This is a genomic window from Chromobacterium sp. ATCC 53434, from assembly GCF_002848345.1.
Taxonomy (GTDB): Bacteria; Pseudomonadota; Gammaproteobacteria; order Burkholderiales; family Chromobacteriaceae; genus Chromobacterium.
The window spans coordinates 2203518-2225108 of record NZ_CP025429.1; the positions used below are offsets into that span (position 1 = coordinate 2203518).

21 protein-coding genes are annotated in these 21591 nt (G+C 59.6%); 10 read left to right on the forward strand and 11 right to left on the reverse strand.

The annotated features are described in order from the left end of the window. Window positions 1-253: 253 nt before the first annotated feature. Both hslO and CXB49_RS09945 read right to left on the reverse strand, forming a co-directional pair. A complete protein-coding gene (gene hslO / locus CXB49_RS09940; RefSeq protein WP_199406821.1) occupies window positions 254-1132 on the reverse strand; it encodes an Hsp33 family molecular chaperone HslO in 879 nt (292 codons plus the stop codon). Continuing rightward, window positions 1129-1725: an MFS transporter gene (locus CXB49_RS09945; RefSeq protein ID WP_101708247.1), complete on the reverse strand. Its 597-nt coding sequence runs from the start codon at window positions 1723-1725 to the stop codon at window positions 1129-1131. The genes hslO and CXB49_RS09945 overlap by 4 nt, the downstream gene beginning before the upstream one ends. A 304-nt stretch (window positions 1726-2029) precedes the next feature. Here CXB49_RS09945 and CXB49_RS09950 point away from each other — a divergent pair, with 304 nt between their 5' ends. Continuing rightward, window positions 2030-2296, forward strand: a complete 267-nt coding sequence (locus tag CXB49_RS09950; RefSeq protein ID WP_101708248.1) for a hypothetical protein — start codon at window positions 2030-2032, stop codon at window positions 2294-2296. A 300-nt stretch (window positions 2297-2596) separates the two neighbouring features. Here the strand turns inward: CXB49_RS09950 and CXB49_RS09955 are convergent, their stop codons facing one another. The 3 genes from CXB49_RS09955 to CXB49_RS09965 form a co-directional block, all read right to left on the reverse strand. Continuing rightward, a complete protein-coding gene (locus CXB49_RS09955; protein WP_158300730.1) occupies window positions 2597-3355 on the reverse strand; it encodes a hypothetical protein in 759 nt (252 codons plus the stop codon). Window positions 3356-3583: 228 nt separating this feature from the next. Then, window positions 3584-4741: a Xaa-Pro peptidase family protein gene (locus CXB49_RS09960; RefSeq protein ID WP_158300731.1), complete on the reverse strand. Its 1158-nt coding sequence runs from the start codon at window positions 4739-4741 to the stop codon at window positions 3584-3586. Window positions 4742-4859: 118 nt separating this feature from the next. Further along, on the reverse strand, window positions 4860-6197 hold the full coding sequence (locus tag CXB49_RS09965; protein ID WP_158300732.1) for an MATE family efflux transporter: 1338 nt from the start codon (window positions 6195-6197) through the stop codon (window positions 4860-4862). 143 nt (window positions 6198-6340) lie between these two features. Here CXB49_RS09965 and CXB49_RS09970 point away from each other — a divergent pair, with 143 nt between their 5' ends. After that, the gene (locus tag CXB49_RS09970; protein ID WP_101708252.1) at window positions 6341-6955 is read left to right on the forward strand and encodes a TetR family transcriptional regulator; all 615 of its coding nucleotides are present in this window, start codon (window positions 6341-6343) and stop codon (window positions 6953-6955) included. A 112-nt stretch (window positions 6956-7067) separates the two neighbouring features. On the opposite strand, the gene CXB49_RS09975 is transcribed toward CXB49_RS09970, so the two are convergent. Both CXB49_RS09975 and CXB49_RS09980 read right to left on the reverse strand, forming a co-directional pair. Then, on the reverse strand, window positions 7068-7568 hold the full coding sequence (locus CXB49_RS09975) for a metal-dependent hydrolase (protein WP_101708253.1): 501 nt from the start codon (window positions 7566-7568) through the stop codon (window positions 7068-7070). A gap of 608 nt (window positions 7569-8176) precedes the next feature. Further along, entirely contained in the window at window positions 8177-9223 is a 1047-nt protein-coding gene (locus CXB49_RS09980; RefSeq protein ID WP_101706528.1) for an IS630 family transposase, read from the reverse strand. Between the two features lie 322 nt (window positions 9224-9545). On the opposite strand from CXB49_RS09980, the gene CXB49_RS09990 reads away from it, so the two are divergent. The 3 genes from CXB49_RS09990 to CXB49_RS23430 all read left to right on the forward strand — a co-directional run bounded on the left by CXB49_RS09990 (window position 9546) and on the right by CXB49_RS23430 (window position 13068). Then, on the forward strand, window positions 9546-11231 hold the full coding sequence (locus CXB49_RS09990; protein WP_158300733.1) for an NHL repeat-containing protein: 1686 nt from the start codon (window positions 9546-9548) through the stop codon (window positions 11229-11231). 719 nt (window positions 11232-11950) lie between these two features. Next, entirely contained in the window at window positions 11951-12625 is a 675-nt protein-coding gene (locus CXB49_RS23425; protein WP_158300734.1) for a hypothetical protein, read from the forward strand. Then, the gene (locus tag CXB49_RS23430) at window positions 12622-13068 is read left to right on the forward strand and encodes a hypothetical protein (protein ID WP_158300735.1); all 447 of its coding nucleotides are present in this window, start codon (window positions 12622-12624) and stop codon (window positions 13066-13068) included. The genes CXB49_RS23425 and CXB49_RS23430 overlap by 4 nt, the downstream gene beginning before the upstream one ends. Window positions 13069-13149: 81 nt before the next feature. Here CXB49_RS23430 and CXB49_RS09995 read toward each other — a convergent pair whose 3' ends face one another. The 4 genes from CXB49_RS09995 to CXB49_RS10010 form a co-directional block, all read right to left on the reverse strand. After that, window positions 13150-14757: a GMC family oxidoreductase gene (locus tag CXB49_RS09995; protein WP_101708255.1), complete on the reverse strand. Its 1608-nt coding sequence runs from the start codon at window positions 14755-14757 to the stop codon at window positions 13150-13152. Next, window positions 14754-15266, reverse strand: coding sequence for a twin-arginine translocation signal domain-containing protein (locus tag CXB49_RS10000; protein ID WP_101708256.1), 513 nt, complete (start codon window positions 15264-15266; stop codon window positions 14754-14756). Before CXB49_RS10000 ends, CXB49_RS09995 begins: the two co-directional genes overlap by 4 nt. Window position 15267: 1 nt before the next feature. After that, the gene (locus tag CXB49_RS10005) at window positions 15268-16698 is read right to left on the reverse strand and encodes a coniferyl aldehyde dehydrogenase (RefSeq protein WP_101708257.1); all 1431 of its coding nucleotides are present in this window, start codon (window positions 16696-16698) and stop codon (window positions 15268-15270) included. A gap of 146 nt (window positions 16699-16844) precedes the next feature. After that, complete coding sequence (locus CXB49_RS10010) at window positions 16845-17675, reverse strand: AraC family transcriptional regulator (RefSeq protein WP_233493029.1); 831 nt, start codon at window positions 17673-17675, stop codon at window positions 16845-16847. 133 nt (window positions 17676-17808) lie between these two features. On the opposite strand from CXB49_RS10010, the gene CXB49_RS10015 reads away from it, so the two are divergent. The 5 genes from CXB49_RS10015 (at window position 17809) to CXB49_RS10030 (ending at window position 21575) form a co-directional block, all read left to right on the forward strand. Continuing rightward, window positions 17809-18234 carry an organic hydroperoxide resistance protein gene (locus tag CXB49_RS10015; RefSeq protein WP_101708259.1) on the forward strand — a complete coding sequence of 142 codons (426 nt, stop codon included), beginning with the start codon at window positions 17809-17811 and terminating at the stop codon, window positions 18232-18234. A 54-nt stretch (window positions 18235-18288) separates the two neighbouring features. After that, window positions 18289-19302 carry an alpha/beta hydrolase gene (locus CXB49_RS10020; RefSeq protein WP_233493030.1) on the forward strand — a complete coding sequence of 338 codons (1014 nt, stop codon included), beginning with the start codon at window positions 18289-18291 and terminating at the stop codon, window positions 19300-19302. Between the two features lie 135 nt (window positions 19303-19437). Further along, a complete protein-coding gene (locus tag CXB49_RS10025) occupies window positions 19438-20628 on the forward strand; it encodes a VWA domain-containing protein (protein ID WP_101708260.1) in 1191 nt (396 codons plus the stop codon). Between the two features lie 123 nt (window positions 20629-20751). Then, on the forward strand, window positions 20752-20889 hold the full coding sequence (locus CXB49_RS23435) for a hypothetical protein (protein WP_158300736.1): 138 nt from the start codon (window positions 20752-20754) through the stop codon (window positions 20887-20889). A gap of 206 nt (window positions 20890-21095) precedes the next feature. Further along, complete coding sequence (locus CXB49_RS10030; RefSeq protein ID WP_101708261.1) at window positions 21096-21575, forward strand: hypothetical protein; 480 nt, start codon at window positions 21096-21098, stop codon at window positions 21573-21575. The last annotated feature ends 16 nt before the right edge of the window (window positions 21576-21591 follow it).

The following is a 21591-nucleotide window of genomic DNA, read 5'->3' on the forward strand; positions in this document are numbered from 1 at the left end:
TCCCCATGCCAGGCCACGGCGGGGAAGTATTGTTGTATTCATTCTGTCATCCATAAGCTCGTTGAAATGACGCCAGGTTATTTTCCCTGGCGAGGCGAAGCATAATGGATGACGGCTGGATTGAGTATTGTGTTTAAGACCAAAGGCTGATTTTAAACAACAAAATCAATTGGGTAATTTTCACGCAACAAATCCGCGCGATGCGCGCAAAAAAAGCCGATAAAGCGGCTTTTGGGGAGGAATGTGCCTTGATTTAGTGGCGAGCTTCGCGTGCCGCGGCCACCACGTCGTAATCGAACAACTGGTTGGCGTCTTCCTCGTCGAACACGTAGCGCTGGTTGCAGTAGTCGCAGACAATCTCCACGCTGCCCTGCTCCAGCAGCACGTCGCCGACCTCCTGACCACCCAGCATGGTCAGCATGTCGCTGACCCGTTCGCGCGAACAATTGCAGTTGAAGCTGACAGCCTCCTGCTCGAACACCCGCACCTGCTCCTCATGGAACAGGCGGTGCAGGATGTCTTCGGCGCCCAGGTCCAGCAGCTCCTCCGCCTTCAAGGTGCGGCCCAGCATCTGGACGCGGTTCCAGCCTTCCGGCTCGCCATGACCTTCCGGCAGTCGCTGCAACAGCATGCCGGCAGCTGCAGCGTCGCCGCTGGCCAATACCAGGGTGGTTTCCAGCTGTTCCGAACGCCGCATGTAGTTTTCCAGCATCTCGCCGACCGAAGCGCCTTCCAGCGCCACGATGCCCTGCCAGGTCTGGTTTTTGTCCAGCCGCGGCTCCAGCGTCAGCACGAACTTGCCGCCCTCGCCCAGCAACTCGGCCAGCGGCTTGTCGGCCAGCTCGCCCTGCCATTTGGCGGTGGCGCGTACCGTGCGGTCATGATTGCACTCGACCACCGCCAGCTTCAGCGCGCTGCTGCCGTGAATCTGCAGGATCAGCGTGCCGTCGAATTTCAGATTGGCCGCCATCAGCACCGAGGCCGCCATCATCTCGCCCAGTATGGTCTTCAAGACCTCGGGATAGGCGCGTCTGGCCAATACCTGCTGCCAGGCGCCGTCCAGCCGCACCAGCGCGCCGCGGACAGGCGCGTCGTCAAACAAAAAACGTTGCAATTTGTCGTGTTGGTTCATTCTGATGCTTCCTTGGCCGCGCCGGCGGCCACTTCAACGGTGTAGATGGACAGCGGCAGCGAGGAGCTGACATCGAATTCGCAGCCGGCCCGCACGCCGATTTCAGCGATCTCCCTGGCGGAGAGATCCTGGTCGTATACCGCGTACATGGCCCCCATCGCAAATTTGCGCCCGGAGCCTATCGCCCATATCCGGGAGAACTCGTAAATCTCGCGCATCGGGTAAACACCGAAGATGCCCTGAGAGTTGGCGATCACCACCATCATCTGGCTGGATTCGTACGGATCCTCTTCGTCCTCTTCCGGGCGCAGATAAAACCCGTCCTTCAGCTTCGGGTGAAGCTTGCGAAAGGTTTCGAAAATACCTTGACGGCTGCCCAGATCCTTCTTTTTCAGGTCCTTCAGCGCGCCTTGCAGCACCAGGTCGTGCGCGGCGGAACCAGACACCGCCAGATAGCTGTCGCCGTGGCGGAAGATCTTGTTGTGGAAACAGTCGTACGGCGCCAGCAGCTTCTGGTCGTCGCCGAAGGTGGTCTGGCTGTCGGCTGCGATGGCAATCTGCTTGCCCTTGCGCACGGCCACAATGGTCGTCATGCGTTTACCTCTTAATGATCGGGGGCGGAGGCGTTTGCGCGCCCGGCGCCCGACGCCGAACCGGGAATCATAGCACAAACCGGGCCGTCGCCGCGCCTGGATGCGCGCCCCCGGACAGAGCCCACCGTCGGATTCAGGCTCGCCCGGATTTGTAAGCCACTGTTCCAACGGCCATTTCCATGGAGGCTAGCGGTTCCTACTTATAAACAAATCAGCCGAACCTACATATGATGTAAGGGCAAAGTTCAGCCCGCCCCACGCCATCAGCTCAAGGCGGAGACCCCTTTTTCAAGAGGTGAGTGCCATGCTTGACAGCAATTTCGAACTGGATGAGCCGTTGGAGGCCATCCTGCAGCGTCCCCTGACCTGGTTTGAAAAGCAACAGATCAAGGAGAAGCTGCAAACATCCTCAAATGAAGCCCTGGAGGGTTCAGAGGATACGGCAGACGCTCACCCGCTGCGCCGGCGCTTGAAGGACATGGCCCTGATGCAAGTGGCGCATGTCGACTATCAGCCGCGCGAGGCGCGCAAAGGCCTGATCGAAATCCCGCTCAACGCCAAAACCGCCTGAACCGCCGCGCAGCGATCGGATCAAGACCCCGCGATGCCGCGGGGTCTTGGCGTTTGGCGCGTGTCGAATGTGAAATCGGAAGCAAGGCGCGTTGGCGCGAACAGCGCAGGCCGCTCGGCGACACGTGGCAATAGAATGGATGGATGGCGGTCTTGTCTAAACGACAGAACCGCGTCTGTGGACCCGGGCATCGATTGGCCAGGCCGGAACATGGCCGGAAGGACATGCCTGATATTCGCTACTGGCGGGAACCGCGCGATTGCCATCCGCCCGCGCGGCTCCCGTCCGCCTCGAGACCGCTCAGCCGCGAGACAGGATTTGCCGCTTCAAGCCCAGACGGTGCCGCAGCAACTGTCCGGTGGCGTGAACGATGCCGCCCAGCGTGACTGGCACCAAGGTCAACAAGCCATGGCCCAAGTGATAGCCTGGATTGCGCTGGATGTAGAACTGCGCCGCCCGGTTCGGATGTTGCTGCCAGCGCAGGCGGTCCAGTTCATTGTCCCGGGTCTGCCAGCCCACGTGCACCACCCCCGGCACCGCCGGGTCGACGGGCTGCAGACCGAACAATCGACTCAACTGGCCGATCACGCCGCCGTAATCCCGCTCGGCGGACGCATCGACGCTTGGCCACACTTTGGGCGCGTACTTGTCCAGCGCCATGTAGCTGGAAGGATGGACCAGCGCGCCCAGATAATAAATGCGCCTGCCCGGCCGACTCAGCCGGTATCCCAGCACCTGGCGGCAGACGAACGGCGCGTTGCGATTTCGCCCGCGATAGGCCCGCATCAAACCGGCCTCCATCCGGATCACCGTCGCATCGCACCCATCGAGCCTTTGCTCGAAAAAATGGATTGCGCAATATCCGACAGGCCGCCCGTTTATATCATTGTGAATCAGAATGCGTGTTTGGTTTGCCTTTGAATTAACCACGTAATTGGCAAAATCCTCCTTGCTAACGCCGTCGAATATATCACAATGCACGCCATATAATTGATCAACCAACTGGTCACGATCAAATATGGACAATGCGCCCGGAGATACAATCTCAGACTTTCCCATTCTAGACATATCAAACCCATCCTATCTAAACGGTAAATTGCATTAATATTTCACAAATTGGAATTTTCAATCCCAATGCCGTGGAAAATGTTTAGAAAAGATTAGTTCAATCGTTTGTATGATCTCAACGGTAAAAAAGGCCAGTCTAAGACTGGCCTTTGATAGTGCGAATATTATTTATATTTAAATGGAAGATTTTTTTAAAAAAATACCTCAATAAAAATCAACTCAAGCCGCAATAGACTTTCGAATGAAATACCCTTTCATTCTGGCCATCGGACGCATGTCATTCATAACCAGACTTTCTAAATCCACCCCCGCTTCACCTGTCAGGTTGCGCCACCCATCGTCGGTGATTACCAGGGTATCGGAATGGCGATAACCCCCCTCTCCATCCAGATAAATGCCAGGTTCGATCGATACCACCATGCCGGCCTGCAACACATCGGCGCTGCCCTGGGCCAGCCACGGCGCTTCGTGGTTGCCGAGCCCCAGGCCATGGCCGCAGCGATGCAGGCGCAGACGCCAGTCCCCGAAGTTTTGTCCGCCAAGAAAGTCGTTCACCGCGCCGTCCACCTCGGCGCACGCGACGCCGGGCCGCAACATGGACATCGCCAGCTGACGCGCGCGGCTCATCGCCGCAAAGCGCTCGCGCTGCTCGGCGACAGGAGGGCGGGTGAAGAAAGTGCGTTCGCATTCGGCGGTGTAGCCGTCCAGCCTGACCACCGAGATCACCACGTGCGGGCCGCCGTTCAGCCGCTGCGACAATTGCGGAATTGCGTGCGGCTGAGCGCTGAGAGGCGCCGGCCACGGCGCCAGCAGCACACGGGTGCATAGCGGATCGAAGTGCGGCTCCTCACGGATGATGCGCCGCAACAGCTGCTGACCGGTGGCGAAACCCTCGGCTACCGACGCGCCGTCATAGGCGCCGCTCAGCAAGCGCTTGACGCCTTCCGCGGCATAAGCGCCGGCGCGCGCCAGCTTGGCGATCTCCCAGGGGGACTTGATCATGCGGATATGATCGAGCGCGTCATCGGCATGGCCGCCGGCCTGCTGCAGGAACGCCGCCAGCGGCAACGCCGCCGCCGGATCGAAGGCGAAACCGTCTTGCAACAGCGGCGACAGCATGTCCTGCCAGCGTTCGCCGGCCGGCGCCGGATATTCGCGGTAACTGCCGACATCGTCGGCTGCCACGCCCCAGGCCTGTTTCAAGTGGGCATGTTCCAGCTGAGGAACCAGCAGGCGGCGGCGGCCACTGTCGACATCCAGCAATAGGAAAAAGGGACGTTCCAGCGGCTCATAACTGATGCCTGAGAGGTAGTAGATGCTTTCTGCCCCGCTCGCCACATACTGCCGGATGCCCGATTCGCGCAGCCGGTGGCGCAACAGCCGGTCGCGTCGTTCCATATCCTGCTGACGCGCTTGTTCGAATTGTGCCATGTCTCCATCCCAATCCAGTCATCGAGATATCAATATGGCATGACTGAATAAGCGCCGCTCCCCATCAGGCATCGGCAGTCCGGCCGATGGCGCCCAAACGACGCAACTCGCGCCACAACACGCAGGCCACCAGCACGCCCAGCAACAGATTGACCAGCGGCATCGCCAGCCACACGCCATCAAGACCCAGCAGCAGCGGCAGCAGACCCAGCGACGGCAGCAGCAACGCGGTCTTGCCCAGCGTGACGCCGAGCGCCAAGCGCGTCAGCGCCATCGCCTGCAACGCCGTGCAACCCACCACCACCAGTCCGTCCAGCGGCATCGCCAGCAGATGCAGACGCAGGGCGCGACTGCCCGCGGCCACCAGTTCCGGATTGCCGTCGCTGTACCAGCCGGCGATGACGGCCGGAAACAGCTGGACGGCCGCGAGCGCCGCCACCCCCAGCATCAGGCAGGCTTTCAGTCCGTACAGTAACGCCTCGCGCGCCCTCTCCGGGCGCCCCGCGCCTGTGGCGTGGCCGAGCAAGGGCTGCATGCCCACCGCCAGACCATGGATTACCAGGGTGAACAGCGACTCGCTGTATCCGGCCACCGCGTAGGCGGCCACGCTCAGATCGTCGCCCCAGCTCAGCAACTGGCGGTTGTGCGCGTACAAAAGCAGCGCCAGGTTCAGCTCCATCAGCAGGCTGGGCGCGCCCAGCGCCGCGATCGGCCACAATCCGCTCCAGTCGGCGCGCAAGGACCCGAAGCGGATCCTCAAACCGGCATGGCGGCTGAAGAAATAGGCCAGGCCGAGTGCCAGCACCACCGATTCGGCGATCAGGGTGCCGATCGCGGCGCCCTCCAATCCCATCCCCGACACGCCGACCAACAGGTAGTTCAGCAAGATGTTGAGCAGCGCGCCCAGCGCCATCAGCGCGGTGGACAGCCCCGGGCGGCCATCGTTGCGCATCAAATAAGTCAGCAGCATCGGTCCGATGGTCAACACCGCGCCGGCCAGCATCCACCACAGATAAGCGCGCGCCTGCTCCGCCACCTCGGCTTGGCCGTCCGCGTGCAGCCAGCCCAGCAGACGCTCCAGATTGGGCAAGCCCAAGGCCGGGATCGCCACGCCCAACAAGACCAGCAACAACAGCGCGGACAACAGCGCGCCCCGGGCCTGGGCATCGTTGCCGGCGCCTTGCTGGATGGCTATGCGAGTGGCGGCGCCCATGCTGATCATCGCGCCGAGACCAACTTGCAGCATCACCAACGGATAAGCGAGATTGATCGCCGCCAGGCCGTGGCTGCCGACGTAGTGGCCGACGAAGATGCCGTCGACGACGGCGTACAGCCCGGTCACCAGCATGCCGGCGACGGAGGGGATGGCGTAGCGCCAGAACAGCGTGGAAACGGGAAGCATGTCGAGGTCTTTGGTGTGCGCGCTCGGCATCGGACATCATTCTGGATGGTTGGCAATGCGCCATTCTATCATTTAATCAGTCATGCATGATTAATTAATTTGCAGCACAATGCGGTCGACAGCAAAACAGGAACGGAAACGACATGGCCCGCAAGACCAAAGAAGACTCGCAGAAAACCCGGGACGCGATTCTGGACGGCGCCGAACAGGTCTTCCTCGCCAACGGCGTCGCCAACGCCACGATGGCGGAAATCGCCGACGCCGCCGGCGTATCGCGCGGCGCGGTGTACGGCCATTACGATAACAAGCTGCAGGTATGCCAGGCGATGATAGACCGAGCGTTCGCGCTGGACGCCTTGCGCTTCCCCGCTCAACGCGCGTCCGCCTGCGAGACGTTGCTGGAGGTCGGCTGCTACTATCTGGCGCAGTTTCTGGAACCGGGTTCGCCGCAACGGGTCGGCCAAATTCTGTACCTGAAATGCGAGCAGATAGCGGAAAACCGCAGCGTGCTGCGCAGGCGCGAAACGATGGACCGGCTAACAATGCACTATGTTCGCCGCCAACTGCGCCGCGCCGTCGCACAGGGCGAGCTGCCGGCGAGCCTAGATGCGCCCTTGGCCGCCGACTATCTGGTCTGTCTGTTTACCGGGCTGTACGATCTGCTCGAGCAAGGGCCGACCGCCCTGCCCCGGTGCCAGCGCATTCTGCGCGGCGCCTTGCAAGGCCTGCCCCACGCCGCCAGCCTGCGCCAGGCCTAATGGCTCAAGAGCCTGCTCAAGGTCTTTGCTTGCGGAGCCGCGCGGCTTGGTCAAACATCCCAGACAGTGAGCGGCGCTGCGGCGGACCGTTTTCCGCGTCCGGCATCCAGCGTTAAAAGGTTTTCGACATCAGGAAACCGGCGCCGAACCACAGTCCGACCACCATCAACGGCTCGGCCATTTTGGCGCTCAACAGCATCAGCGGCGCGCGAAAACGCGTCCGTACCGGCCACAATAGCGGAATGCCGGCCGGCGTCAGCCAATCGCCGATCAAGTGCGAGGCATAGCCCACGCAGATGCCCAGCACCAGCGGCATGGAATGTCCCAGCTTGACGCCCCAGCCATGCAGACAGGCCACGCAGGCGTAAAACACTCCGATCACGGCCAGCAGGCTGTGGGTAACGCCGCGATGGCCGAACAGGTAGGCCACCGGCCCGGAAATGAATGGAATGCGCCGGCCCAGCCAGCTTTTGGGATGATCGATGTCCGGCAACAGCGAACCGGCCAGTCCTCCGGCAAGCAGGACCGCCGCCGCCGCCGCCGGCAAATGCAGCCACAACGCGGCCGATACCGCGCAGAACGCGCCAAACGCGACATGTGTGGCCACCATCATTCGGCTATCCTGCCGTTTTCTCTCGCTACCATGTTTCCGCCCCCTAGCGGCATATTGTTGACCGGCGACCGATGGCCATATTGCGGTGTTTTCGCCCGGGCCTTCCAAAGCAGGGGCGCCATGCTACTGCATGGCGTCCGCCGGCGCAAAGCCGCCGCCTGTCGCATGAAAAGCCAGGCCCATCGTACGCGGGCTGCCGCGCGCCTCCCCGCTGATGCTTGTCAGCGGAAACAGGCAAAGACAGGCGGCGCGGCAATTGGTGCCGCGCAAAATGATGAAGCTTTGTTGCCGCATGCGACAGGCCGAAGCTCGCCTTCCCGCTGCCAGTCATGCCGGCAACTATGCCGGCGCGCGTCCTTGTCCACTGCGTCGAATGTCGCCACTGAAAAATTCAATCGGTTCGCATACGAGGTTGCGAGCTGGCCATCATGGCTTGACTTGCAACGTCGATGGATATCGAACCTGTATTTAGACCCGCTAACAAAACCCCTGATCCTGCGTTGCACCTCCTTGTCGTACTCTCTGTACTGCCTGCGTCGGCGCGCCTTGGTTCAGGGACTCTGCGAGGTTTTGTTATTAATCCGGCAGTCAAATACCGTACAGAAAGCTCATGCCGCGTAGCGGATTTTTTCATGCCGGAAGTACGACCGGATTCTGGCCGGCTGCTTCTGCAATGAGCGTAAATGGGACAGCACTTTCCCTTGAAGTTGACCGTCTGATCGAACCGGCTCACCTGCGCTCATTCTGGCCTTCAGGTCGCCGTTCAAGTATTCATCCGGGTTCAGTTCCGGTGAGTAGCTGGGCAGGAAGAACAACTCAATCGCCTTCTTGTTCTCTTCCTCCTCCAACCATGCTTGCACCAGCTTGCTGTGATGCACGCGCAAGTTGTCGAGGATCAAGAACACCTTCTTGCCGCCAGCATCACGGATCAGCCGCATCAGAAACTTGATCAGCACCCGGGCCGTCAAGGTCTCCCGGTACAGCATGAAGCGCATCTTGCCTTGGTTGGTAATGGCCGAAATCAAGTTGATGCGCGCTCTTTTCGATTGGGATAACACCAGAACTGGGGTTTGGCCTTTTGGGGCGTAGCCACGCGGAAAGTGCTCAACACTCGACACCGCCGATTCGTCGCCCCAGCTGATTTCAGCCATTTCCGCTTTGGCACGCGCGACGATAGCCGGGTATTCCTCCTTGAGCCATTTCTCGACTGCTGCCGGTCGCTGCTCATAAGCGCGTTTGAGCGGGCGCTGCGGCGTAAAGCCCCAGCGGGCCAAGTACAGACGGACAGTACGGATCGGCAGATCGATCAGAAACATCTGCTTGATTACAGCCTTGACCGCCTGAGCACTCCACAGGGCAAACCTCAGCTTCATCTGGTCTGGCGTGCGATCCACGATGTCCTGCTTGATCCGGGCTTCCTGCGCCTCGGTCAGCCGACGGCCGGTGCCTTCGGCGCGACCGCGCTTCTGTTCTTTGAATCCCTGCGCACCTAGTGCTGCCTCACGCACCACCCAGGCGGAAATGGTGGGGCGGCGCAGCCCGAGTTCTTCGGCAATACTGGCTTGAGACCGGCCTCGCTTGTACATCCGGATAGCGGTACGCCTCAGCTGCTCACGGGCGGCCAGTTCAAGCTTGCGCACATCGATTTTTTCCATGCCGGAAGTATACAATCTGTACGGATTATTACTGCCGAATTAATAGCGGCCCTTAGCCCGGTAAAAACCGGAACCATTAAAATATGCTGGAATTGGCAAGCAGCTAAGACACGGAAATGGTCATAACATAACTGGCGATAATACTGGAAAGCCATTAATAACCATTACCAAATCCAATATTGACGTATTATTTTCCATTACAAAAAAAATTCTTATTATTTATCGATTACCCATCTTGATGAGAACGATGCAGGCCTCCTAGATTAATAGCGAATGCTCGGATACGTCTCTAACCGATTGCGCTATCTCAGGAGATCAGACAATGAAAGCCAGCTTGTTGCGCGCATTGATCGTAACGTCTATTCCCCTCGCCGCCTGTGGTGGCGGTGGCGGAGGAGGACAGGAGTCCGGAATTAGCGCTGATGCAGGAGGCGGAGGCGGAGTGAATGGTGGGGGGGAAATGCCTTTACCACCCGCAATTCCAATCGAACCGAATCCCCCTGATGATACGAGTCCTATGGAACCGGTATATCCCGTTTGTGATGACTCTCCGAGCATGAAAAGCGAGACTACACATATCATCCCGTCGCTGGTGTTGGCTGAAAAAAAACAAGGTGCCCAATACGACACCGCCGTTGCAAAGCGTGTGAGTTTTGCCACTAAAGATCAGAGCATAAACGAGTACAAAAACGCCTCCCAATCTCAGGGGGACGAATATGGATCAAGCTTCAAAGGATTAAAATTTATCGCGGATAAAGCAATCCGCCCAAACCCATCAAGCAATAAAATGGAGACCATCAAGCTTGACATTAATCCATCTTTTCATCGCATGGTCAATACAACAATGATCTCTCCGCTTTCGGAAAGTGGGAAAATCATAAAAACTGTGGCGAATATGAGCCTAAAGACCAAGGCGGAAGTAGAAAACCATTACGTCGCTCAAAGCATTCCAGAACGCTTCAGTTTCAATCGAGCAATTCAGACTAAACTGTCCACACCGAATGTCGGGAAAATATCCAACTTCGTTAAAGTTGAAAATCTGGTATCGGGTGGGGCGGTAACAGTGACCATTGCAGGATCTGGCACTGCCGGGCTTTTTAATGGGTACCCAAGAACGGCCAGATTTTACTACCCCATTTCGGTAGCGGTAGATTCAAGCAATAATATATATGTAGCTGATTTCTACAATCATGCGATTAGAAAAATAGATGCGTCAAATCGTATAGTTTCGACTGTCACAAGCACTGATGCCAAACTGTATTATCCTGGCGGTGTAGCTGTAAACAATCAAGGCGATGTATACATTGCTGACAGCTACCATAATCAGATAAAGAAATACTCCAAAGACGGCTTAATTTCAATCGTTGCCGGTACTGGAGCCGCCGGTCGCGTAGATGGACAAGGCGGTTCTGCGAGTTTCTATCGCCCCATGGGAATTGCCGTCAGCGAAGACAATTCGCTTTATGTAGCGGACAGTGGCAACCATTTAATAAGAAAGATTACTCCGGACGGCATGGTCAGCACCATCTCTGGTTCCAGTTATGGATTCGCCGATGGCAACTTAAAGAATGGGAAATTTTACTATCCATCAGGAATTACGCTTGATGAGAAAGCTGGATTGATTTATGTGTTGGACAGTCGAAATTACCGAATAAGAAAAATAGATATCAAGGCAGACACTGTTTCAACATTTGCCGGAAATGGATTGGCGGGCTCTGTTGATGGCACAGGAGCAGAGGCAAAATTCTACTTCTACGGGTACTACAGCACGGGGATTGCCATCAATCCCAAAGGGGAGTTGTATGTAACAGATACCCTAAACAATAAAATCAGAAAGATCGACCAAAATGGAAACGTCACGACCGTGACAGGTTCTGTTTATGGGTTTCTGGATGGCACCGCGGAAGTTACAAAATTTGCCTACCCCACTGGGGCTGCCGTTGGGAAAAATGGATGCCTTTTTGTTGCAGACTTCTACAATCAGATAATCAGAAGGGTTTCGGATTAAATGGTCGTCTCGGCTTTGCAAGTCATCAAGATTTTATCTGCGCCTTAAACGCCTAAAATCGCCAACAAGACCTATGAATTTTGGTGTTCCGATGCAGGCTTGCAACAATAAAAAAGCCTCAACGCGAGATTCTGAGATTTTGTTGGCGATAAAGGCGCGCAGATCTGTCATAGACCATCCCTGAAACAAATAAGATATCCACCAAGTCACACCCTCCGCTTTACACCTACAGCTTAGGCTTGAATATTCGAGCCCCTCCACCTCACGGAACTTAATATCCCTTGCAATGGTGCCCGCTCACATTTTAAGAAATACATATATACTATTTATATTTCATCTTAAATTGAAATTTATAGTCAAATAACATTAATAAAAATAACCTTTTTCCAACTTTTTGGCAAATATGTGATTTATTTGGAATAAAATTAAAGACTATCTATAAACAGACTTTACCATTCACATTTGAATCACAATAATCAATCAGCATGCAACTGCTTTGATCATGGCCTCCATAACAATGCACTGAGAAGTGCTTCTCTCGCTCGAAGTTGAAAGTGGGGTCATGTGACAGACGATCGAACCTGCGAAGCTCTTGATATTGTATAACACGGCCACTATGCATCGGCCTGATTACCAAACTATTTCCGGTATTCTGCGTGGGCATGTCGAGACCAATGGTGAATATTAAAAAATCAAGGGCTCATCATTTGGAGGGTGTCATGGATTATCGGCTAGGAGAGGGACGAGTTTCTTTTCTTTATGACCAAGGCGTACTGAAGTCCATCAATGGCGTCAGCGTCGAGCTAAGGAGAGCCGAATGTGAGTTACTGCACTGCCTGCTTAGCGGAGTTACCGACAAGAAAGGCATTATTTCCGCAGTATGGCCAAACACCGTAGTAGGGAATGGTAGTTACAACAAAACCATCTTTGATTTGCGATCACAACTGAAACAGGTTGGTTTAGATGCTTCGTTGATTAAAACAGTGCCGCGCAAGGCTTGCCATTACATAGGCCATGTAGAGCCAATTGCCCTAAGCGGAGAGGCTGAAGCGCGAAAATACTCTGTACCTGTATTAGAAAAAAGCAATACGCCAAATCTCAAAAAAACAGATAGATTGTCATGTATTGCTCTTGTCGCATCAAGTTGCGCACTGGGCATAGTCGCCTCTATTTTTTCAAACAGCCCATACCATGCCCTCGCTCAAAAAAATGAAGGGGGAAATATTTCCGTTTATACGGAAGGCGCACTATCCGTCATGGATATCGAGTCGCTGACGAGAGTTCGGACAGCTTCTCGTATTTATGCATATGCAGAAAATGAACGAGTCGTGTTTTTTATTTGCTCAAAAAATTACGAGGCTTTAAAATGCACGAATCAAGAAAAGTTACAATGAAAATTATTATGGCATTTCTAAGTTTTTATGCCGTATTTTTTGTGTGTGATTACTTTCTCATGTCCAGACTGGAATGCGTCGGCAATTTTCGGGATATGAAATTTGATGCTGTTTATCAATCCGAGCCGGTTTATTTGAGCGGGAGATTCTATTTCAACGAAGTTGTTGGGCGGCTTATATTTTATGGCGAGTCTAACAATGGAGATCGAGTACGTCGTGACATCGTTTTTGACACATCGATAAATATTTTTGGCAGAATTTCTACCGTACGCATTAAAAATATCGAGACCATAGAATCCAACTCGGGAGGTTCCCTCCCCGATCATTATTACTTTGCCCCCAAGCAGACTGTCAGTGTTGGCATAGACCGATTTCCTGATGATGTTTACTTGATAAAAATGCATGACAGGGTCAGATTTTTTGCGCAGTGTCAGCGCATTTAAGGGCCGCTGCCAGAACCCTTATCTAGAGCGAATTCAACGCCGGATCTTGCCGAACCTATCGCAGCCGACCTGAGCGCAGCGTTAGCCCGCGGCCAGGCGTATCCTCAACGCCGTCGCGGCACGCCATGCGAAGGCGTAGATGGACAACTGTGGATTCGCGCCGACACTGGTGGGGAAAACCGAGCCGTCGACCACCGTCAAATTGCGCCACATCCAGTGCCGGCCCCATTCGTCGACGACGCCGCGCGTCGGATCGTCGCCCATCGCCATGCCGCCCATGACGTGCGCGCTGACCAGCTTGGCCATCAGCGGTTGCAACGGCAGTGACTCTATCATCGCGCGCGCCTGCCTCCAGGACGACGCAGGCTCGGCGCTGGTATGCAGCGGCAGCACCCGCTCGGCTCCGGCGGCGAATTGCAATTCGGCCATCGCCAGCCAACCGCGTCGCACGCCGTCCCAAACGACATCGTTCAGCGGGTAGTCCAGCAATGGAGAACCATCGCCGCGCAAGCCGACTTCGCCTCCCTGGCTGTCCGGATGAAAACCGTCCCGCAACAGCGCCAGGCTCGCATGCAGATGCGGAAGCCGGCCCAACAGCTCTGCCTGGGCCGAACCGAAACCCGGAAAGGTCACGCCGGCCAGCAAGGGATGAATCGGAGGCACTTCCAGCTTGAAACCCAATGGCCCATCCAGCGACTGGGTGTGCATGAAATGGTCGGAATAGACGGTTTGCGGCGCGCCGTTGTAAGGCTCTATCCGCTCCGGCATCAGCGCGGCGGACATGGCCACCGGGTGCAGAAAGGTGCGCTTGCCGGTCAGGTCGGCGCTGTCGGGCAAGTCGCTGCGCAACATCACCGCCGGCGAGCCTATGGCGCCGGCGGCCAGCACCACGTGGCCGGCCCTGACCGTCAACTTGCGACCGGACGGCGTCAGACCGTCGGCGGCGAGCAGGCTACCGCGCAGGCTGATGATGCGTTTGCCCGCCTGGTCGCCTTGCAACCGCTCCACCCGCACCCGGGTCAACAGGCGCGCGCCGCGCTCCAGCGCGGCTGGAATGCTGGTCACCAGCATCGATTGCTTGGCGTTGGTCGGGCAGCCCATGCCGCAATAACCCAGGTTCCAGCAGCCGCGGACATTGCGGCTGATCCGCGCATGGCGTAGCCCCAAGGCCTGACAGCCGCGCTCCAGCACCAGATTGTTGGGATTGGGCATGCCCTGCCACGGCGCGATGCCCAGTCTTTGTTCGGCCTTCTCGAACCAGGGCCGCATCGCTTCCGGCGTCAGCGTCGCCAGGCCGTAGCTTTCCTGCCACCAGCGCAGCGTGTCCGGCGGCGTGCGGAAGGCGCTGGTCCAGTTGACCGTGGTGCCGCCGCCGACGGTGCGGCCCTGCAAAATGGAAACGCCCTTGTCGGCGGTCTGCCGGGACGCCGACTCCTGATATAGCTCCGAATAGGCCTTGGCTTCGTTCAGACGAAAATCGGCCGAGCTGTACAGCCCGCCTTCCTCGACGATCAACACATCCAGTCCGGCCCCGCTGAGCACCTCGGCGGCGATGCCGCCGCCGGCCCCGCTGCCGACGATGACCACGTCGGCCTTCCAGTCCAGATCCTGAACCTGGCGCGAGCCGTCGAACACCTTCCAGCCCGAGGCCAGCCCGGCGCGTAGCGGATCGGGAATCCTGCCGCTCAAGGCAGCATCTCCATCACCCCGGCCGGCAAGCGATAGCCTATGGCCGCCCAACTGGCCGGGTTGCCGTACCAGGCGGCGCCTATCAGCTGATGCAGGGCCTGGTAGGCGCTGCGCTGCAGCAAAAAGTGGCTGTCGCGCCAGCGTTGCAGGAAATCGGCCAACTCGGCCTGCCCCGCCTGACGCCACGGCGATCTGACGCCGGCCAGCCAGCGGCGCGCCCAGCGATTGCCCAGCAGATCGAACAATTGGCGCACCTCCTGGCGAGTGGCCGGCGGCAAGCCGGCCACCGCGAGATCCACGCCGTCGATCACCTGCGCCAACGGCAGATCGGCCCGGCCCAGCATCGTCGGGGCCAGCGCGGCGACGATCTCGGCATCGCGCGGCTGCAGCCAGCGCCGCTGGCCGTCGGCCGGCGCAGGATCGGCCGACGGCACGGCTGCGTAGCCGGCCAGCAGCAGGGCCGCGCCGCCGAGCGCGCCGGCCTGCAGGAATCGGCGGCGGCTGGGCATGTCAGCGGCGCAGCATCAGCTTGAGCAGCCATTCCACCGCGACGCCGTATGGCGGGCGAGTCAACCAGGCGCCGGACAAGCGACTCTGGCGGAAGATCGGCTTCAGCTTGGAGAAGGTCAGAAAGCCCTCCCGGCCGTGGTAATGCCCCATGCCGGACGGACCGACGCCGCCGAACGGCAAATCCTCCTGCACCACATGCAGCAGCGTGTCGTTGACGCTGACGCCGCCGGACACGGTCTCCTTCAACACCCGCTCGATGCGTAGCGCATCGTCGTCGAACAGATACAGTGCCAGCGGACGGGGCCGGGCGTTGATATAGGCCAGCGCCTCGTCGAACTTGTCGTAGCTGACCACCGGCAGGATCGGACCGAAGATTTCCTCGCGCATCAAGGCGCAGTCGTCCGGACAATCCTGCACCAGCGTCAGCGCCATCTTTCGGGTGACCGCCGGATCCTCACCGGCGGGGTTCAACTCTTCCACCCGGGCGCCGGCCTGGCGCGCGCCGTCCAGCCACTGCCGCAGCCGCTGATAGTGGCGATCGTTGACAATGGCGGTGTAGTCGGGGTTGCCGGCAAGCGTCGGATAGGCGCGCTTGGCCGCCGCGCGAATTTCGTCCAGCAACGGTTCGCGGTCCTTGTCGTTGACCAGCAGGTAGTCCGGCGCCACACAGGTCTGGCCGGCATTCATCAACTTGCCGGCGACGATGGCTTCGGCGGCGCGACGGAGGTTGGCGCCTCGCGCCACCAACGTTGGCGATTTGCCGCCCAACTCCAGCGTCACCGGCGTCAGATTTTCCGCGGCGGCGCGCATCACGTGGCGGCCGACGGCGGTGGAGCCGGTGAACAGCAGATGATCGAACGGCAGGCGGGTGAAGGCCTGAGCGAGCTCGGGGCCGCCGTTGACGACGGTCAGCAGATCGCTGCCGAAATACCGTGCCGCCAGCTGTTCCAGCAATTCGCCGGTGGCCGGCGTGTACTCGGACATCTTGACCATCACCCGGTTACCCGCCGCCAGCGCGGCGACGATGGGACCGAAGGACAGGAACAAGGGATAATTCCACGGCACCACCACGCCGACCACGCCTAGCGGCTGCGGAAGCACGCTGGCGCCGGCCGGTTGGAACCATATCGATACCCCGCGCCGCGCCGGGCGCATCCAGCGATTCAGATGGCGGCGCGCGTGGCGAACCGCCTCCAGCGATGGAAACAGTTCGGCCAGCCGGGTTTCCACGCTGCTGCGCTGGCCGAAGTCGCGGCTGACCGCGTCCACCAGCGCCTGGCGGTTTTCCTGGAGCAGGCGCTCCAGCGCGTTCAGCCAGGACCCGCGGGTCTCCGCCGCGGGGTAAGGCGCGGCGCGCGAAGCCGCCCGCAGCCTGGAGAAAGACTCCAGCAGCGCACTTTCCTCCTGGGTGGGCATCTTGATGGCGTCCATGATGTTATCCTTATTGATTGAAGCCCAATATTAGAGCCGTGGCTCTAGGCAAGATTAGCATCAGCCCGCCCCACTGTCACCATGCCCGGATGTCATGCCGATTCGACTTGCGTCGCTTGGCCGGCTGACGCCGTGGGCCGCGCCTCTCAGCTGGCGTCGCGATCCTGCCGCCATTGCCGCGGCGTCATCCCGCACTGCGCCTTGAACGCTCGCGACAGCGCGGCCTCGCTGCCATATCCGACCTCCTCCGCGATCCTCTTCAGGCTGCGTCCCCGGCCCAGGCCCTGCTGCGTCAGCCTGACCCGCCAGCCTTGCAGATAGGCGCCCGGCGTGCAGCCGACAATGTCGCGGAAGACGCCGGCGAATACGCTGCGCGACATGCCGGCGCTATCGGCCAGCGCCTCCAGCGTCCATGCCCTCCCCGGCTGCTCGTGCATCGCCGTCAGCGCTTTTCGCAGCTTGGGGTGCGTCAGACCGGCCAGCATGCCGCCGCGAATCTGTCCGTCCTCCAGCAGATGGCGCAATAGCCGAACCAGCACGACTTCGAACAGCCGGTCGACAACGGCCTCGCGGCCGCAGTGATCGCCGAAGGCCTCGTCGAACAGCATCGTCAACACGTGCTCCATGGCGGCGATGTCGGCCAGCGGCAAGCAGACGACGTCCGGCAGCGCCGCGGCGATCGGGTGCTCGGCGCCGCCATCGAACAGCAACTCGGCGCACACCAGGTCGGCCTCGCATCCCGGCTCGGTCATGAAGCGGCGAGGCAAGGGGCGCGGATAGAACAACAGGCTGGGAACGCTCACATGCAGCGCGGCCAAGCGTCCTGAGTGGACGACGTCCATGGCCCCGGCCCTGAGCAGATGCAGCTGGCCACCCGAACCGGGCGTGGAAAAGTCGGCGATGCCGCACACCGCTCCGGCATGGAACATCCGCGCGCGGACCGGAAAGCGGTGCAGCAGCGTATCGAGGCGATTCACGCATGCATCGGCCATGAAAATACTCCCTATCAAATTTTCAGGATTCTACGCAGCTTATCGTATTTGAGGCCGGCGTACAGTTGTCGCTGCCAAACGGCTCAACTGAAACCCGCCAATTCACAAGGAACACAATATGGCTATCGAAAAAATCCTGTACCGCACCGAGGTCACCGTCGCCGCAGGCCGCGAAGGACGCGCCGAATCCCCGGACGGCGCGCTGAAGGTCCAGTTGTCCAACCCGCGCGAGCTGGGCGGCGACGGTGGCCCCGGCACCAATCCCGAGCAACTGTTCGCCGCCGGCTACGCGGCCTGCTTCCTCAGCTCGCTGCGCTTCGCCATGGCCAGGCAAAAGCGGACTTTGCCGGCCGGCGCCAGCGCGACCGGCATCGTCGGCATCGGCACCATCGCCAGCGGCTTCGCCATCGAGGTGGAGTTGCGCGTCAGCCTGCCCGGACTGCCGGACGACGAGGCGCGGGACTGGATGGCGCAGGCTCACATCGTCTGCCCCTACTCCCATGCCACCCGCGGCAATATCGACGTGCGCCTGCTCCTCGTCTAAGAGCCTGTTCACGATCTTTTTGCGGCATCGCACCGCCACTCGAAAGGAAACAAGATGAAACGCATGCTAAGAATCGCCGCGATCATGACCGCGGCGCTGATCGCCGAAACCGCGCCGGCGGCGGGCAGCCCCGGCGTCGAAGGCCATACCCAGGCCTTCCTCGACGCCTTGGCCGACAGCGGCGGCCCCGCGCTGGAGACGCTGGCGCCGGCCAAGGCGCGGCAGGTGCTGACCGGCGCGCAACAGGGCGTCAAGCTGCCGCCGGCCGACATCAGCGGCAAGGTCATCGAGGTGGACGGCAAGCCGCTGAAACTGACGATCATCCGCCCGGCCGGCGCCAAGGGCGCCCTGCCCGCCTTCATGTTCTTCCATGGCGGCGGCTGGATCCTCGGCGACTACCCCACCCATGAACGCCTGGTGCGCGATCTGGTCGTCGAGTCCGGCGCGGCGGCGGTGTTCGTCAACTACACGCCGTCGCCGGAGGCCCGCTATCCGGTGGCGATCAGGCAGGCCTACGCGGCGACCCGATGGGTGGCCGAGAACGGCGCGCAGATCGGGGTGGATGGCGGCAGGCTGGCGGTGGCGGGCAACAGCGTGGGCGGCAATATGGCGGCGGTGGTCGCGCTGATGGCCAAGGACAACGGCGGCCCCAGGCTGCGCGCCCAGGTGCTGCTGTGGCCGGTGACCGAGGCCGATTTCGACGACGCGTCCTATCGGGAATTCGCCACCGGTCACTTCCTGACCCGGGCCATGATGAAGTGGTTCTGGGACGCCTACGCCCCGGATACCTCGCAGCGCCGCGACATCTACGCCTCGCCGCTGCTGGCGACGACGCGGCAACTGCAAGGCCTGCCGCCGGCCCTGGTGCAGACCGCGGAGAAGGACGTGCTGCGCGACGAGGGCGAGGCCTATGCCCGCAAGCTGGACGCGGCCGGCGTCAGCGTGGTGGCCACCCGCTACAACGGGATGATCCACGACTTCGGTCTGTTGAACGCCTTGTCCGGGCTGCCGGCCACGCGCGCCGCGCTGCGCCAGGCCGGCGAAGAGTTGAAGTCGCGCCTGCGCTGAGGCGGGAGCGCCATCGGGGGCCGCGCGGCCCCGGCATGGCGCGCCGGCGACGAATGGCTGCCCGGCCATGCCGGGACATAGTATGATGCGCGACAAGATGCTTGTTGTTCCAAACCCTTGCCCGTCCTCGCCATCATGCTGATCGATTTCTTCTACGCGCTGCGCGCCGCCGGTCTGCCGGTCACCTTGAAAGAATTCCTGTTGTTGCTGGAGGCCCTGCAGCGCAATGTCGCCTTCGGCAATCTGGACGAATTCTATTATCTGGCGCGCACGGCGCTGGTGAAGGACGAAAAGTATTTCGATCGTTTCGACCAGGTGTTCGGCCATCATTTCAAGGGCCTGGAGCTGGCGCTGGAAGACTTGCAGCGCGCGATTCCCGAGGACTGGCTGCGCAAGCAGGCGGAAAAGTATCTGAGCGAGGAGGAAAAGCGAAAGCTTCAGGCGCTGGGCTGGGACAAGTTGATGGAAACGCTGCGCCAACGGCTGGACGAGCAGAAGGAAAGGCATCAGGGCGGCAACCGGTGGATAGGCACCGGCGGCACCAGCCCGTTCGGCGCCTGGGGCTACAACCCGGAAGGCGTCCGCATCGGCCAGGACCGTTCGCGCCACCGCCGCGCAGTGAAAGTGTGGGATCAGCGCGAGTTCCGCAATTTCGACGACAAGACCGAGTTGAACACCCGCAATATCAAGCTGGCGCTGCACCGGCTGCGGGAGTTCGCCCGAGACGGCGCCGAGGACATCCTGGATCTGGACGCCACCATCGCCGCCACCGCGCGCAAGGCAGGCATGCTGGACCTGAAAATGCAGCGCGAGCTGCACAACAGCGCCAAAGTGCTGGTGCTGTTCGATGTCGGCGGCTCGATGGACGACCATATCCGCGCCTGCGAGGAACTGTTCTCCGCGGTAAAGACCGAGTTCAAGCACCTGGAGTATTTCTACTTTCACAACTGCGTGTACGAATCGGTGTGGAAGGACAATGCCCGCCGCCACAACCAGCGTTTCCCCACCTGGGACCTGATCCACACCTTCGGCCGCGACTACAAGCTGATCTTCGTCGGCGACGCCAGCATGAGTCCGTACGAGATCGCCTATCCCGGCGGCAGCGTCGAGCATATGAACGAGGAGTCCGGAGAGGTTTGGCTCAGACGGCTGCTCGAGCATTTCAAGCACGCGGTATGGCTGAACCCGCTGGCCGGCGAGTACTGGAGCCATACCCAGTCGGTGGGCATGATCCGCCAGTTGATGGCGCAGCGAATGCAGCCGATGACGCTGGCCGGACTGGACCTCGCGATGCGCGATTTGAAAAAAACTGCCGCGCCGGCTTGAAAAATTAACGTCGTCACACAATTTTCTGCTTGAGTCGCAGGCATGTTGTAGCCCAGAATGGAATTCAGGGGCCGCAGCACAAATCCGAAATCGGCCTCAGGTTCACCCACGGGGAGTCATACCATGCAGATCCTTCTTTTCGCCGCCCTGGTCGTCGCGGTGGTCGCAGTCGCCAAATTGCTGGCTACCCCGGTACAACAGCAAGCCAAACTGGTGCCCATCCGGATCCGGAACGACGAGACGCCGCGCCGCCGCCGTTGATCTGACCCGCCAGCAGGCAAAAGCGCGCCCCAGGGCGCGCTTTTTCATTGTCGGCTTCCCGCCGGCGGCGGCACCGCCTTAACACTTTGTTTACCATTGCAAAACAAACACATCATTATTATCACAACTGAAACATAGCGATTATCCATTCTGACTAGAATGACCCACGCAACAGAACAAAATCATTAATCTACAAGGGTCATCAAATGAAGAAACTCGCTTTGGCCGCCTGCTTGCTGGGCGTTTCGTTCGCGGCGCTTGCCGACGCCAAATCCGACTGTCGCGCCGCCGCCGGCAGCTATCTGACCGGCACCGTGGTCAGCGGGCCGAGCTTCGCCTCCGGCCAGATGCTGAACGGCGTCGAACTGTCGCATACCCATGTCTCGCTGCAGGCCGACCAGGACGGCCGTACCTACGACGTGGCGATGGACAATGTGTACGCGTCCGGCTACGACTCCGCCGGCGAAAGCGTGCCCTACCCGCTGAATACCATCCAGCCGGGCGACCACCTGCAATTGTGCGGCCAGCGCTATACCAGCGGCGTCGGCATCCACTGGGTGCACATCAATTGCGGCGTCAAGCCCAGCAGCCGTCAGCCCAACGGCTGGACCAAGAAGATCAACAGCGACGGCTCGGTCAGCAGCAACTACGAGTCCAACACCGAATACTGCCAACTGTGGCCGTAAACCGCTGTCCGACGCA

What these genes read in the sequence shown, in the direction of transcription:
- CXB49_RS09990 (WP_158300733.1), top strand. Translation starts at nt 9,546, where the DNA reads ATGAAAGCCAGCTTGTTGCGCGCATTGATCGTAACGTCTATTCCCCTC.
- CXB49_RS23430 (WP_158300735.1), top strand. Translation starts at nt 12,622, where the DNA reads ATGAAAATTATTATGGCATTTCTAAGTTTTTATGCCGTATTTTTTGTG.
- CXB49_RS09955 (WP_158300730.1), bottom strand. Translation starts at nt 3,355, where the DNA reads ATGGGAAAGTCTGAGATTGTATCTCCGGGCGCATTGTCCATATTTGAT.
- CXB49_RS10030 (WP_101708261.1), top strand. Translation starts at nt 21,096, where the DNA reads ATGAAGAAACTCGCTTTGGCCGCCTGCTTGCTGGGCGTTTCGTTCGCG.
- CXB49_RS09970 (WP_101708252.1), top strand. Translation starts at nt 6,341, where the DNA reads ATGGCCCGCAAGACCAAAGAAGACTCGCAGAAAACCCGGGACGCGATT.
- CXB49_RS09945 (WP_101708247.1), bottom strand. Translation starts at nt 1,725, where the DNA reads ATGACGACCATTGTGGCCGTGCGCAAGGGCAAGCAGATTGCCATCGCA.
- CXB49_RS23435 (WP_158300736.1), top strand. Translation starts at nt 20,752, where the DNA reads ATGCAGATCCTTCTTTTCGCCGCCCTGGTCGTCGCGGTGGTCGCAGTC.
- CXB49_RS10015 (WP_101708259.1), top strand. Translation starts at nt 17,809, where the DNA reads ATGGCTATCGAAAAAATCCTGTACCGCACCGAGGTCACCGTCGCCGCA.
- CXB49_RS10000 (WP_101708256.1), bottom strand. Translation starts at nt 15,266, where the DNA reads ATGCCCAGCCGCCGCCGATTCCTGCAGGCCGGCGCGCTCGGCGGCGCG.
- CXB49_RS23425 (WP_158300734.1), top strand. Translation starts at nt 11,951, where the DNA reads ATGGATTATCGGCTAGGAGAGGGACGAGTTTCTTTTCTTTATGACCAA.
- CXB49_RS10020 (WP_233493030.1), top strand. Translation starts at nt 18,289, where the DNA reads ATGAAACGCATGCTAAGAATCGCCGCGATCATGACCGCGGCGCTGATC.
- CXB49_RS10025 (WP_101708260.1), top strand. Translation starts at nt 19,438, where the DNA reads ATGCTGATCGATTTCTTCTACGCGCTGCGCGCCGCCGGTCTGCCGGTC.
- CXB49_RS09975 (WP_101708253.1), bottom strand. Translation starts at nt 7,568, where the DNA reads ATGATGGTGGCCACACATGTCGCGTTTGGCGCGTTCTGCGCGGTATCG.
- CXB49_RS09950 (WP_101708248.1), top strand. Translation starts at nt 2,030, where the DNA reads ATGCTTGACAGCAATTTCGAACTGGATGAGCCGTTGGAGGCCATCCTG.
- CXB49_RS10005 (WP_101708257.1), bottom strand. Translation starts at nt 16,698, where the DNA reads ATGGACGCCATCAAGATGCCCACCCAGGAGGAAAGTGCGCTGCTGGAG.
- CXB49_RS09980 (WP_101706528.1), bottom strand. Translation starts at nt 9,223, where the DNA reads ATGGAAAAAATCGATGTGCGCAAGCTTGAACTGGCCGCCCGTGAGCAG.
- hslO (WP_199406821.1), bottom strand. Translation starts at nt 1,132, where the DNA reads ATGAACCAACACGACAAATTGCAACGTTTTTTGTTTGACGACGCGCCT.
- CXB49_RS09965 (WP_158300732.1), bottom strand. Translation starts at nt 6,197, where the DNA reads ATGCTTCCCGTTTCCACGCTGTTCTGGCGCTACGCCATCCCCTCCGTC.